Annotated in this window: 13 protein-coding genes; 11 read left to right on the forward strand and 2 right to left on the reverse strand. The window is 31.9% G+C overall.

The features are described from left to right. Positions 1–50: 50 nt before the first annotated feature. Both HYG85_RS21625 and HYG85_RS21630 read left to right on the forward strand, forming a co-directional pair. Positions 51–359: a cytochrome b5 domain-containing protein gene (locus HYG85_RS21625; protein ID WP_212691414.1), complete on the forward strand. Its 309-nt coding sequence runs from the start codon at positions 51–53 to the stop codon at positions 357–359. A gap of 32 nt (positions 360–391) precedes the next feature. Continuing rightward, entirely contained in the window at positions 392–1,216 is an 825-nt protein-coding gene (locus HYG85_RS21630; protein WP_212691415.1) for a hydrogenase small subunit, read from the forward strand. Between the two features lie 95 nt (positions 1,217–1,311). Here the strand turns inward: HYG85_RS21630 and HYG85_RS21635 are convergent, their stop codons facing one another. Then, positions 1,312–2,103 (reverse strand): polysaccharide deacetylase family protein, encoded by a 792-nt coding sequence (locus tag HYG85_RS21635; protein WP_212691416.1) that lies wholly within the window; start codon positions 2,101–2,103, stop codon positions 1,312–1,314. Between the two features lie 324 nt (positions 2,104–2,427). Here HYG85_RS21635 and HYG85_RS21640 point away from each other — a divergent pair, with 324 nt between their 5' ends. The 8 genes from HYG85_RS21640 (at position 2,428) to HYG85_RS21675 (ending at position 10,011) form a co-directional block, all read left to right on the forward strand. Then, positions 2,428–3,801 carry a nickel-dependent hydrogenase large subunit gene (locus tag HYG85_RS21640; protein WP_212691417.1) on the forward strand — a complete coding sequence of 458 codons (1,374 nt, stop codon included), beginning with the start codon at positions 2,428–2,430 and terminating at the stop codon, positions 3,799–3,801. Further along, positions 3,801–4,262 carry a hydrogenase maturation protease gene (locus tag HYG85_RS21645; RefSeq protein WP_212691418.1) on the forward strand — a complete coding sequence of 154 codons (462 nt, stop codon included), beginning with the start codon at positions 3,801–3,803 and terminating at the stop codon, positions 4,260–4,262. The genes HYG85_RS21640 and HYG85_RS21645 overlap by 1 nt, the downstream gene beginning before the upstream one ends. Beyond that, the gene (locus tag HYG85_RS21650) at positions 4,255–4,506 is read left to right on the forward strand and encodes a hypothetical protein (protein WP_212691419.1); all 252 of its coding nucleotides are present in this window, start codon (positions 4,255–4,257) and stop codon (positions 4,504–4,506) included. Before HYG85_RS21645 ends, HYG85_RS21650 begins: the two co-directional genes overlap by 8 nt. Further along, positions 4,507–6,759 carry a carbamoyltransferase HypF gene (gene hypF / locus HYG85_RS21655; protein WP_244971240.1) on the forward strand — a complete coding sequence of 751 codons (2,253 nt, stop codon included), beginning with the start codon at positions 4,507–4,509 and terminating at the stop codon, positions 6,757–6,759. It begins immediately after the preceding gene. Between the two features lie 2 nt (positions 6,760–6,761). After that, positions 6,762–6,992, forward strand: a complete 231-nt coding sequence (locus HYG85_RS21660; RefSeq protein ID WP_212691420.1) for a HypC/HybG/HupF family hydrogenase formation chaperone — start codon at positions 6,762–6,764, stop codon at positions 6,990–6,992. Beyond that, positions 6,985–8,058 carry a hydrogenase formation protein HypD gene (gene hypD / locus HYG85_RS21665; protein WP_212691421.1) on the forward strand — a complete coding sequence of 358 codons (1,074 nt, stop codon included), beginning with the start codon at positions 6,985–6,987 and terminating at the stop codon, positions 8,056–8,058. Before HYG85_RS21660 ends, hypD begins: the two co-directional genes overlap by 8 nt. Further along, positions 8,024–9,061, forward strand: a complete 1,038-nt coding sequence (hypE, locus tag HYG85_RS21670; protein WP_244971241.1) for a hydrogenase expression/formation protein HypE — start codon at positions 8,024–8,026, stop codon at positions 9,059–9,061. The genes hypD and hypE overlap by 35 nt, the downstream gene beginning before the upstream one ends. Positions 9,062–9,162: 101 nt before the next feature. Next, a complete protein-coding gene (locus HYG85_RS21675) occupies positions 9,163–10,011 on the forward strand; it encodes a patatin-like phospholipase family protein (RefSeq protein ID WP_212691422.1) in 849 nt (282 codons plus the stop codon). A 423-nt stretch (positions 10,012–10,434) separates the two neighbouring features. Here HYG85_RS21675 and HYG85_RS21680 read toward each other — a convergent pair whose 3' ends face one another. Then, the gene (locus HYG85_RS21680; RefSeq protein WP_212691423.1) at positions 10,435–11,838 is read right to left on the reverse strand and encodes a sulfatase-like hydrolase/transferase; all 1,404 of its coding nucleotides are present in this window, start codon (positions 11,836–11,838) and stop codon (positions 10,435–10,437) included. A 288-nt stretch (positions 11,839–12,126) separates the two neighbouring features. Between HYG85_RS21680 and HYG85_RS21685 the strand changes: the two genes are divergently transcribed. Further along, positions 12,127–12,804 carry a FadR/GntR family transcriptional regulator gene (locus HYG85_RS21685; protein WP_113675303.1) on the forward strand — a complete coding sequence of 226 codons (678 nt, stop codon included), beginning with the start codon at positions 12,127–12,129 and terminating at the stop codon, positions 12,802–12,804. Positions 12,805–12,900 lie beyond the last annotated feature (96 nt).

The following is a 12,900-nucleotide window of genomic DNA, read 5'->3' on the forward strand; positions in this document are numbered from 1 at the left end:
TAGAAAATAAAATGTATTACGTAAGCAAGATCGAAGAAGAACTGTTTGTATTGAATAAGTTACTTGAACAATGTTATATATTTCTTGAGAATATAGCAATTAATGAGACAAGTGAAAAAAGACTTAATAGGACATTTACCATAGAAGAATTAAAAGAATATAATGGAGAAAAAGGTAAACCTGCTTATATTGCAGTAGATGGTGTAGTCTATGATGTAACCTATAATCCAAGCTGGGGTGGTGGAACTCATTTTGGTGTAATAGCAGGAAAAGATATAACAGATGAGTTTAATAAATGTCATGGTGGTGAGAATGTATTAACTCAATTGGAGGTCGTGGGGAAAATAATAGAAGGGTAAACAATTGTCCCATAATAGATACTAAAAACAGAATGGCAAGAACTTTGATGGATATGGTGTCAGAACAAAAATCACAACTGAATAAGATTAATCTCATATGGCTGGAAACTACAGGATGTTCAGGTAATATCATATCCTTACTTAATGCGTATAATCCAGATGCTGTATATTTTTTGAAAGAAATGGTTAACCTCATGTACAGTAATAGTCTAATGGCTGCTGAAGGAGAAGCTGCATATGAACAATTTCTAAAAACTCTGGAGACAGAATTTGTTTTGGTGGTAGAAGGAGCGATTTCAACAAAAGATAACGGTCTATATAATGTGATTGCAAGATACAAGGGACAGTATATAACTGGAATGGATGCAGTGAAAAATGCTGGTGAAAAAGCAAAATACATACTAGCTGTAGGAACCTGTGCTTCATATGGTGGAATATCAGCTGCCAGTCCTAATCTGGCATTATGTAAGCCAGTAAAAGAATTTGTTGAGAAAGAAGTTATTCATCTCCCTGGCTGTCCAGGGAATCCAGATTGGATTACTGGTACTATCGCACATTTAATGTTGTTTGGGAAACCTGAACTAGATGAACAAGGAAGACCTATTATATTCTATGGTGTTACGATACATGATAGGTGTCCAAGACGTTCTTACTTTGATAATAAAATATTCGCTAAGAAATTAGGGGATAAAGAGTGTATGTTTCGTCTAGGTTGCAGAGGACCAGTAACTAAGACAGATTGTCCAATAAGACGGTGGAACAATACTGACAATTGGCCAATAGGTGCTAATACACCTTGTATAGGTTGTGCCCAAGAGGGGTTTCCAGATAAAATGGAGCCATTCATTAGGTACTAATTTTAATATAATCTATTGTAAATATAAAAAGTGCTAAATTAAGTTTTATAGATGTGTTAAAACTTGATTTTAGCACTTTTGTATTTTTATTATTATTAAAATAATGAATAGAAATTTTCATTGTCTGAGATTCCATATCTTCTAATATAATATGGATTAGTAACTTTGGTTACCTTCCCTTTAGCAGTAAGGAATGCAAGCTTGTAATCCTTTTCTTTTAATATTTGCTGTGAAGTATCTGTATATGCTCCATATGGATAAGCTAGAGCTTTGGTATCTATATCAATATATTTTGATAATATTGATTCACTTATGGTAATATCGTTTTTAATATCTTCATATGACTTAAATTTCATATAAGGTAAATTCGTTTCGCCATCTTTTCTATGTAAATTATATGTGTGGTCTCCATATGTAAATACATCACTACAAGTTTCTAATTCTACGATAGAACAAAATTGTAACTTTTTAGGGTCAAATTTCTCGTAATAATTTTGGATTTGGGATGATATTAGAAATATTGTAGCTTTAAAATTGTACTTCTTCAAAATGGGATAAGCATATTCAAAATTACTCTTATATCCATCATCAAATGTAATTAATACACTGTTACTGGGAATAGGTTTATCCTCATAAATATAATCTTTAAAATCTTTAAGAGTCAGGATAGTATATCCATTTTCATATAAATACATCATTTGTTTCTGGAAATCCTCTAAAGCTAAAACAGCACTATTATTCTTCCAAGGACCAACCATATCCTTTTTGGGTAAGATATGATGATACATCAATACAATTACATTATTTATATTATTATTTGCTCCTAATGAATATGAACCAAAACTTAATAATGATAGAACTAAAATTACTGCTAATAATCTTTTCATTATAAAACCTCTATTTCTAACTATATCGTTGCTAATGACTATAAAATATCTACTATAGTGATAATAAATAAACAAGAAATTATATCCTATAAGTAGTTATTTGTTGGATAAATATAACAATTTATTATATAACATATGGATAAAAATATCAATACAAGTCAAAAAATATAAGAATAAACTGATATTTGTTTGATAGAGTTTAAATAGTGATTTATTTAATAATAGACTTTTAATAAAATATTTATAACATTTTGTGTTAAGTATAATAACTTGTACATGTTTTGAATATATATAATTAGATAAGGGGAGTAGGTGAGAATAATAATGAAGAAAAGAATAACCATTAATCCAGTTACAAGAATTAGCGGTTTTTTAGAAATCCAAGTTGAGATAACCAATAATCGAATTTCTGATTCCAAGAGCAGCGGCATGTTATTTAGAGGATTTGAAAAAATGCTTCAAGGGAGATCGCCATTAGATGCAGTTTATTTTACTGAAAGGATCTGTGGGATATGTTCTACTGCTCACAGTATGGCTTCAAGTCTTGCTCTAGAAGAAGCGCTTAATATAAAAGTTGATGATAATGATAAGATGATTCGGGATTTTATGCATGGATGTGAATTCTTACAGAATCATATAAGACACATATATCAATATACATTTCCTGATTTTGTGAAAGGACCAGATATCAACCCTGTATACGTTGTTTCACATAATAACTTTAAACTACCTAAAAAAGTAAATAAAGAAATTGCTGAACATTATCTTGTATCTATGAGGTACAGCAGATTAGCTCATCAAATGCTTGCTGAACTAGGTGGCAAAGCACCTCACAACCATGGTATTTTTGTTGGTGGAACTACAGGAAATATGGATATTTCAAAGTACATAAAAGTAAAATCTATATTGGAGGAAATAAAGGATTTTGTTGTCAACGTGATGATAGAAGATGTAGAGACTGTCGGTTACTATTATCCAGAATGTTTTCATCAAGGAGTAGGATATAAAAATCTGATGACCTACGGATGTTTCGATACATACAAAGAAAAAGACAGAACCTATGTATATCCAAAAGTATGGATTAATGGCAGAGAAGAAGCATTCAGACCAGAAAATATTACGGAAAATGTTTATTATGCATGGTATGAGGATGACAGACCAAATCGAAGGAAACAAAATGCTTATTCTTTTATAAAAGCACCAAGATATAAAGGTCTTCCAATGGAAGTAGGTCCTCTGGCAAGGATGTGGTTAGGTGGATATTACAGAAGAGGTATATCTCTGATGGACAGAACCATAGCAAGAGCTTTGGAAGCTAAGAAGATCATTGAGATAATGGAATCACTATTAGAAGGTATTAGATTAAAAGATAGTAAACAGAAAATATATGATATTCCAGAAAAAGCTGCTGGTAAAGGATTGATTGATACAACAAGAGGTGCGTTAGGTCATTGGGTTCTAATAGACGATAAGAAAACAAGAAGATATACAATCATAACACCATCTGGCTGGAACCTATCACCAAGAGATGAAAAAGGTATTAGAGGTACTATTGAAGATGCACTTATAGGAACTGAGATTGAAGATATAGATTATCCTGTAGAGATTGGAAGAATCGTAAGGTCCTTTGACCCATGTGTATCATGTGCAACACATGTACGAGGTCAATATAATGCGGTAGAAATGAGGATAGTCTAATGAATGTGAAAATAATAGCTATCGGCAATCCTATCATGATGGATGATGGAGTAGGTATTTCAGTAGTAAAAGAGCTAGAAGAATGGTTAATCAAAAAAGAGATAGAAATTATCATTGGTGAAACAGATATGGATTATTGTATGGATTATATAGTTGACGGGGATTTCATTATAATAATTGATGCTACCAATCTAGGCTATGAGCCTTGTCATGTAACGACCTGTCCTATTAGAGAATTGGATGACGATTATAGAAGCGGTTACTCACAACATGAGATGAGTATATTAAAAGGTTTGACACTTTATCGTAAGAAAGTTGAAGGGTATTTCATTGGTATAGAAATTAATACAATTAAATATGGTTTTGAGTTAAGCGATATATTACAAAGGGGATTCATGTGTATATGTGACAATGTGAAAGAAGAAATTAATAAAATATTAAGGGGGAGTATTAATGCATGATACATTTTTGTTCAAGAAAATATCAGACTATCTTAAGAACTTATGTGAAGAACAGAACATCAACAAATTAACTAGTCTTACTGTAGTAGTAAATCATGATAGCCATGTTACTGAAGATACGTTGATGGAAGAGCTGAGGGTGAGTATAGGTGAATATCTTTCTGATAAGGTAAAGATATATGTTGAGCATAAACAAATAGAAGCTTTGACAGCAATAATATATAAAGTAGAAGGTGAAAATTAGTTGCTAGGTTATAAAATACAGATTATGGGCATAGTTCAAGGCGTAGGATTTCGCCCTTTTGTATATAACAAAGCACTTGAATACAACCTAAAAGGGTGGGTCAATAATTGTGAATCTACAGTGGTAATCATGATAGAAGGAGAAAAAAATCATATAAAATGCTTTATCAAAGATATCGTCCATAATCCACCTTCTATAGCCTATATTGAGAAAATAAAGATTAAACCATGTAAAGTTAAAGGATACGAAGATTTTCGCATACTTCCTAGTACTAGTATGACTCCAACCATATGCTTTCTATCTCCAGATATAGCTACTTGTGATGAATGTATGAAAGAAGTGCTGAATCCTGAGTCTAGAAGATATAGATATCCATTTACTAACTGTACCCAATGCGGTCCTCGTTATTCTATTATTAAAGAGTTACCCTATGACAGAAAGAATACAACTATGTCAATGTTTCCTATGTGTACAGAATGTGAAAAAGAATATAATAATCCTGGTGACAGAAGGTTTCATACTCAGCCCAATTGTTGTAAAGAGTGTGGACCACAGGTTGAATTTATCGACTCAGATAATAAGAAGAAATATGATAATCCAATAAAATCAGCAGTCTCTATGATAAAACAAGGTAAAATAGTCGGTATAAAAGGATTAGGGGGATTTCACTTATGCTGTGATGCAATTAATAAAAATACTATCAATACTCTTAGGATTAGGAAAAAAAGACCTAATAAACCCCTTGCCATAATGGCTAAGAATCTTGAGTCAGCCAAAAAGATAGCTTATATTAATACAAAAGAGGAACAAATTTTAACAGGCAGACAAAAACCTATAGTCTTATTAAAAAAAAGAGTGTCCAATATACTTCCATCCAATATTGCATCTGACCAGAGATATATAGGAATAATGCTGCCATATACACCATTGCACTATCTTTTATTTGATGAATCTATAGAATATCTAGTTATGACTAGTGGTAATCTCAATGGACAGCCTTTAGCTTATAAGAATAATGAAGCAATAAAATCATTGGGAAATATATGCGATTATTTCCTGACTCATAATAGAGAAATACATATGCCTATAGATGATTCTGTCGTGAAAGTCATAGAAGACAAATTAATGGTAATTAGACTTGCAAGAGGATACGCTCCATACCATGTGAAAATGGATAGTAATAAGGAAATATTGGCATTAGGAGGCCAGCAGAAAAGTACTATCTGTGTATTGAAAAATAAGTATGCTGTGATTAGTAACTATATTGGTGACTTAGGCGATTATGATACATATGAAAGGTATCAGAAAACTATAGATAATATCCTGAATATATATATAACAATACCCGATAGATTAATTCATGATTTACACCCATTGTATGACTCAACAAGATATGCCCATGAACAGTCCATTAGAAGTATAGGCGTACAGCACCATTATGCACATATGCTAAGTTGCATGGTAGAACATAACATAAATAAAAAGGTCATTGGTGTAATCTATGATGGGACAGGACTTGGTTATGATGGAGCTATATGGGGAGGGGAATTTCTTATAGGTGACAGGAAAAGTTATAAGAGAGCAGCCCATCTCAAATATGTGACATTACAAGGCGGAGATATTACTGTAAAAGAACCTTTGCGGAGTGGGGTTAGTTTTTTAGTTAGTTCAGGAATTGAACCTGAGAAATACATTAAAGGGGTTAATAGAGATAGGATACAATTACTGAAGGAAGCTCTTAATTCCGATTTTAATTGTTTCCAATCATCTAGCATGGGACGTTTTTTTGATGGAATCTCTGCACTTATTGGATTATGTAATTACAATACCTATGATGGAGAAGCCCCAATAATATTAGAAAACAATACAGAACCTGGTGTTACTCAATTATATAGTTATGATATAGATTATATTAACAGTGAGTGGCTTATAAATTATAGCAAAATAATACAAGGGATTATTGATGATATGGAACAAGGAATTAGTATACCTATTATAAGTAGCAAATTTCATAATACTGTAATTGATTTTACAATAAATATGGTAGATGGATTATCTGAGGAATCAGGAATTGTTGATGTTGTTTTGAGTGGAGGAGTTTTCCAAAATTCATATTTATTGAGTGGAATATATAGAAGGTTAAAGGGTTCAGGTTACAATACATATTTTAATGAAATGATTCCTATCAATGATGGGGGACTATCTTTAGGACAAATAGCAATAGAAGATGATAAGTTTGGAGGAGGGAAGTAAAAATGTGTTTAGCAGTTCCTGCAAAGATTAAATCAATTGAAGGAGCTTATGGAGATGTTTTGTATCTAGGAGTCGTTCAAAGGGTGAACATAGAACTTATTGAATCACCTAGAATCGGTGATTATATTTTGGTACATGCCGGTTTTGCTATTGAAAAGATTGATAAAGATGGGTATGTTGAATTACAGAGAATAATGAGCTATCTATTAGAGGAATGTGATGGGTATGAATGAAAAACAACTAATAGCCAGAATGGTTCAAGAAATAAATAAAGATGTAGAGAGTGATGTTGTAATTATGGAAATCTGCGGTACACATACTCAGAGTATAGCTAAATATGGGATATGGGAAATAATTTCCCATCGTATCAAATTGGTTTCAGGTCCAGGCTGTCCAGTATGTGTTACTGATAAGAGATATATAGATATGGCTATATCCTTGTCCCAAAAAGAAGATATGATAATCGCCACTTTTGGGGATTTGATGAAGGTAACAGGTACAGAATCTTGCTTGTCTGAGGAAAAATCAAAAGGGAAGGATATAAGGATTGTTTATTCTCCTATCCAGAGTATTGAGTTGGCAAAGGAGTATCCTAATAAGAAAGTGGTTTTTCTAGCTGTAGGATTTGAAACAACAGCTCCTTTGATTGGGAAAATGGTCATGAAGGCAAAAAAAGAAAATATAAATAACCTTTTCTTCTTGACCAGTCTGAAATTAATGAAACCAATATTGAAAGAAATACTTAAGGATAAGAATCAATGTATAGATGGTATCATATGTCCAGGTCATGTTGCTGTAATAAAAGGTGCGGATTATTTTTCATTCATTAGTGATGATAATAATATTAAAACTGTAGTAAGCGGATTTGAACCTATAGATATAATCAGCGGTATTTATTTCATAGTACAACAGTGTAAAGGTAAGATACATAATCATGATAAAAATTTATACAAGAGATGTGTAAAAGAAAAAGGAAATGAAACAGCTTGCAAAATATTAGAGGAAGTCTTTGTACATGAAGATGGTAATTGGAGAGGTATTGGAATTATTCCTGATTCTGCAATGGTAATAAATAAGAAATATGAAAAATTTGATGCAAAGAAAGTTTTCAGTTTTAGCGATTTACCAAAAGTCATAGAGGATAATTGTATATGCAAAGATATTCTTTTGGGGAAGGAAATACCTACTTCATGCAGATTTTTTGGTAACAAATGTACACCACAGCATCCTGTAGGACCTTGCATGGTTTCGTCAGAAGGTACTTGTGGTATTTATTATAGATATAGAAAAGAGGGGTAACTTGTGTAAAACCATTCAACTTCGTCATGGGGATGGAGGAATTCATACTAGTAAGCTGATTAATGATATTTTTTACAGATATTTTGGTAACCCTATATTGCTGAAAGGAAGAGATTCGGCAATTTTTGAAATGAGTAAAGGAAGATTGGCATACTCGACAGACAGCTTTGTTGTTAAACCTATTTTTTTTAAAGGTGGAAATATTGGAAAATTAGCAGCTTGCGGGACTATTAATGATTTGACAGTTAGTGGAGCTAAGCCCTTATATCTTAGTGCAGGTTTTATAATTGAGGAAGGATTTGATATAGGACAATTGGAACGGATTGTCAGTTCAATGCAGGAAGTTTGCAGTAAAACAAATACGTTGGTTGTGACAGGTGATACAAAAGTTCTTGATAGAGGTAGTGTAGATGGCATTTTCATTAATACATCGGGTATAGGAAGTATCTATGACAATTATAATCCTGATCCTATTGGTATAGGTGATGAGATAATAATTACAGGTGGTATTGGGGAGCATGGCACGGCTATAGCAATTAGAAGATATGACCTTAATATACAAGGTAATATCAAGAGTGATTGTGATTCGCTTACTAATATTTTGGTAGGGATTAAGAAGTTTTTGCCACATGTGAAAATGATGAGAGACCCAACAAGAGGAGGTATGGCTACTAGTCTTAATGAGATTGCAGAAGAACAGGGAATAGAAATTTTATTAGAGGAGGATAGTATTCCTATAGCTGATGAAGTAAAAGGTGTGACAGAGATATTAGGATTAGACCCTTATTATTTGGCTTGTGAAGGCAGGATGATATTGATTTCAGAAAAAGGTTATGGGGAGAAGATTGTCAAGACAATAAATAAGTTAGAAAATGGAAAAGATGCTGTATTAATCGGAAGAGTAGTGGATAAATCAAAAGGGATAGTTTGTTTAAGAACTACCATAGGAGGTAAAAGAAGGTTGTATGCTTTAAGTAATAGCATGTTGCCTAGGATTTGTTGAATTACAAGATAATTGAAAAAATAAATGTTTTGTATTATAATTATAACAATGTTTATAAGTCAAAATCATTAGTATGTAATTATAAGGTGGTGTATTATGTAATGTATCAAGCAACATTGGTGTTAGAGGGTGGCGCTACTAGAGGCGTATATACAGCAGGTATCTTGGATTACTTTATGGAGCAGGAATTAGAGGTGTCCAATATATTAGGGGTTTCAGCAGGTTCATGTAATTGTGTGGATTATATTTCTGGACAAATTGGAAGATCTAAGGATTGTATGATTATTACTAAGAAAGAAAATGTGTATTATGGGATTAGAAAGCTTGTGGAAAAAGGCAAATTGATAGATATGGATTTATTATTTGATGATTTTGCTAATAAAGTATTTCCATTTGATTATGATGCTTTTCTTGATTCTGATACAGATTGTGAAATAGTTGCAACTAATTGTGTAAGTGGAAAAGCAGAGTATATGAAACCTCATAAAAAAGAAGAACTTATGTCCATATGCAGAGCTTCCAGTAGTGTGCCTTTGATTGCACCTATGGTATGGATTAATGATACTCCATATCTTGATGGGGGTATTGCTGATTCTGTACCTATAGATAGAGCAATGGAGCTGGGAAATAAAAAGATTATAGTTATTTTAACAAGAAACAAGGGCTATCGTAAAAAAGCACCTTCAAAAACTATGTTAAGATTGTGCAAACGAAAATATTCGGCTTATCCAAAATTCATATCTGCTTTGGAAAATAGATATAAAGTATATAACAAAACAATGGATTATATAGATGAACTTGAGAAAAAGGGAGATATTTTTGTTATGCGTCCAACACTTCCTCCTGTTTCTAGATTTGAAAAAAGTGTGGAAAAGCTTAATGAGTTCTATAATCATGGTTATGAGGATGGGAAGAAGAATTATACAGCATTGTTAGAATACATAAAATAAAATGGAAAATTATTTCTTTTTTGTCAATATTTACACTTGATTTTTGTTTGAAGATATAATATAATATTTCTTACAATTTTCAACACAAACCAGCCTTATACTAGTCTTATTCTAAAAGATAAGGGGTCGCTCCCAAAGAAATTTTCTAGTGGGTCAAGCGAATAGGAATATGGTGTCTTCTAAGTGGCTATCTGCATGACGGAAATCGTAGCAGACCTAAGAGATAAAATTAACTATTCGTTATGGTTGCTTATAAGGTAATAACTTTAAATATAAAATTGTGTTAAGAAAGAATATAAAGCACTTCCATAGTACATGTAACATGAGTACTATAGAGTGCTTATTTTTTTGTTAATTTTTATTTTTTTCCATATATTATAACGAAGTATAATTAGCAGCTATAACTTTAATAAAATGGGTATTTTAATGGTTTAACTTTTCATATTTCTCCCAATATGATTCACCAGATTCATGACTTGAAACATCATCCCAATTATCTCTATACTTAAAAATTTCATTACGAAGTTTGATTACTATGTCTTCATAGTTTTTATCAGAATAAAGATTATTCATTTCTAATGGGTCATCTATCAAATCAAAAAGTTGAGTTTCATTAGAGTTTCCACTGACGTATTCTATAAGCTTGTATCTTTCGTCTTTTACACTTCTTATTGTATCTGTATATGCAAAATATAGATTTTCTCTTGTTATATGATTATTATCTTGAATTGAGCTTAATAAACTTCTACCTTCAACTGTATCAGGGATATCAATACCAGCTAAATCACATAGGGTAGGATATATATCAAGCAGATAAGCGTAGGAATCCCTTCTTTCATTGGTGGGTATTCCTTTACCAGAAAATATTAATGGGACTCGTATACTATGTTCGTAGCAACTTTGTTTACCCATCAATCCATGTTGACCTAGAGCAAGTCCGTTATCTCCAGTAAAGACTATTATAGTGTTATCATACTGACCTGTTTCTTCAAGAGCGGTTATAACTCTGCCTAATTCATGATCAAGATGGCTTATCATACCATAGTATTCTGCAATATGTTTTTTAATGGCTTCTTCAGTACGTGGGTAAGGTGTCAGTATTTCATCTCTTATTCCTTTAATACCATAATCTATAGGATGTTCTTGTAAAAAATTATCTGGTAGGGATATATCATCAGGGTCATACATATTCATAAATCTTTCTGGCATGGTTCGTGGATCATGAGGTGCCATAAAAGCAATGTATAAGAAAAATGGGTCAACACTATCATAATTATTTAGAAAATCTATTGATGCATCACAAAAAATCTCACTAGAATGTTTGCCTGCTTCAACATGATCGCCTATGGATATACGAGTTTGATTAGAAGTCATAAAACTATATGTTCTTTTTAATCTACCTTCATATTTACCTGTTGGATCGTAATGATTTAGAGGAACGTTCCAATGGTCATCCATTCCACCAAAGAAAATATTATCTCCACAAGTAAAACTTCTTGCATATGACTTAACTCCATTATGCCATTTTCCTGTTCCGAATGTTTGGTAGCCTTGATTTTTTAGATGTTCACCTAATGTAATATGATTATCAGGTATATTTTGTCCTTCTTTTTCTATGTGAAAAAGAGTTCTTCCAGTATGTAACATAGCCCTGCTTGGCATACAAACAGCTCCACTGGTTCCACATGGAATATGAGCATGTGTAAAAGTCACCCCATTACTTACCAATTTATCTAGGTTGGGTGTATGAATTTCTTTATTTCCCAAAGCAGAAATAGTATCAAATCGTTGATCATCAGTTAAGAAAAACAATATGTTCGGTTTCATAATAATCCTCTCCTTATTTTGTTATTAAATAGCTAGTGTAAATTGTCTTATAGAAATGATTTTAACAACTTATCTTGTTTATTGAAATATCAAAAGGGATGATTAGAATGTTAAAAAGGGACATTTTTATGATTTATTATTGTTAATTGAAAAAAGGATTGTGTGAAAAATATTGTTGTATGATATAATATTAGATGTATATTATTATTTATTGATGGATGATACTATAAAGATGTAAATAAAATTTTATATGTATAGTATTCCTAATACACAAGAGAGGAAATCGTAATGAAAGAAAGAGCTAGTGATATTGTTTTTAGAACAATAAAAGAAAACATAATAAGCGGCAAATGGGTTTCAGGTACAAAAATTATGTCAGAAACACAACTTGCCAGTGAACTGAATGTTAGTAGAATATCAGTAAGAGAAGCTATAGAGAAATTAGCGGCTCTGAATATATTAAGTAAAAAGCAGGGTGGAGGAACATATGTCAATGATTTGCAGCCATCAATATATTTTAATTCTCTTATACCCATGCTTACACTAGATAGAGATAACTATATGGAAATATTAGAGTTCAGACTTATCTTTGAAACGCAAAGTATGGGATTATGTGTTAAAAGATGTACTGATGATAAAATAGAAGAGCTGGAAGAATGCTACCATAGAATGGTTAAATATGAGCAAGATGAAGAAAGATTTACAGATGAAGACCTTAAGTTTCATATGCTTATAGTTGAAGGTGCTAATAATTCAATCTTAAAAAAGGTTAGTGAGGTTTTGGGAGAGATATTACGATATCATCAAAAGAGATTGTATAAGGAATTAGGACCAGGTGGCGGTATAAAAGAACATAAAATGATGCTTGAAGCCATAAAGAATAGAGATGAAGAATTAGCAACAATATATATGAGAAGACATATAGAAAGAACTATAGAGGATATTAAAAACACTAGGATTGATTAATCGGTTATTGAAAATCCTTGATTAAGTATAAGTAAGGGCAGTATATGATAAATGATATCATATGCTGTTTTTTTTATGTTTAAGTAAAGTTATAAT

The sequence above is a fragment of the Vallitalea guaymasensis genome, assembly GCF_018141425.1.
Classification (GTDB): Bacteria; Bacillota; Clostridia; order Lachnospirales; family Vallitaleaceae; genus Vallitalea; species Vallitalea guaymasensis.

Bases quoted from the DNA above. Each gene is read 5' to 3' on its own strand.
- HYG85_RS21630 (WP_212691415.1), top strand. From the start codon at position 392: ATGGCAAGAACTTTGATGGATATGGTGTCAGAACAAAAATCACAACTG.
- HYG85_RS21635 (WP_212691416.1), bottom strand. From the start codon at position 2,103: ATGAAAAGATTATTAGCAGTAATTTTAGTTCTATCATTATTAAGTTTT.
- HYG85_RS21640 (WP_212691417.1), top strand. From the start codon at position 2,428: ATGAAGAAAAGAATAACCATTAATCCAGTTACAAGAATTAGCGGTTTT.
- HYG85_RS21645 (WP_212691418.1), top strand. From the start codon at position 3,801: ATGAATGTGAAAATAATAGCTATCGGCAATCCTATCATGATGGATGAT.
- HYG85_RS21650 (WP_212691419.1), top strand. From the start codon at position 4,255: ATGCATGATACATTTTTGTTCAAGAAAATATCAGACTATCTTAAGAAC.
- HYG85_RS21660 (WP_212691420.1), top strand. From the start codon at position 6,762: ATGTGTTTAGCAGTTCCTGCAAAGATTAAATCAATTGAAGGAGCTTAT.
- hypD (WP_212691421.1), top strand. From the start codon at position 6,985: ATGAATGAAAAACAACTAATAGCCAGAATGGTTCAAGAAATAAATAAA.
- HYG85_RS21675 (WP_212691422.1), top strand. From the start codon at position 9,163: ATGTATCAAGCAACATTGGTGTTAGAGGGTGGCGCTACTAGAGGCGTA.
- HYG85_RS21680 (WP_212691423.1), bottom strand. From the start codon at position 11,838: ATGAAACCGAACATATTGTTTTTCTTAACTGATGATCAACGATTTGAT.
- HYG85_RS21685 (WP_113675303.1), top strand. From the start codon at position 12,127: ATGAAAGAAAGAGCTAGTGATATTGTTTTTAGAACAATAAAAGAAAAC.